A 312-nucleotide genomic window follows, 5' to 3' on the forward strand; every position below is an offset into this window, starting at 1 on the left:
ACATCAAGCGATGCCGCCGGTAATACCGTCGAATCCAGCGGTGACTCAACGCACACGGTTGATCTGAGCGCTGAAGCCGGTATTGTTACCGTCAACAACATTACCGACGACGACATCCTTAACGCGGCCGAAGCCGCGGGTACGATTGCCGTCACAGGTACCGCACTAGGCGGTGATATTGCCCCGGGCGATGTGGTCACCTTAGTGATTAATGGCACCACTTACACCACCACTGTGCAAGCCGATGGCAGTTGGTCTGTCGATGTGGCAGGTTCAGATTTAGCCGCCGATACCGACTTTACTGCTGTGGTG

At 55.8% G+C, this 312-nt stretch carries 1 protein-coding gene; it reads left to right on the plus strand.

The window, feature by feature from the left end; genetic code table 11:
• Positions 1 to 312 (plus strand): Ig-like domain-containing protein (locus JAO78_RS16720; RefSeq protein WP_226752491.1); only part of this gene is annotated, 312 nt, incomplete at both ends.

The organism is Alishewanella maricola (assembly GCF_016343785.1).
Taxonomy (GTDB): domain Bacteria; phylum Pseudomonadota; class Gammaproteobacteria; order Enterobacterales; family Alteromonadaceae; genus Alishewanella; species Alishewanella maricola.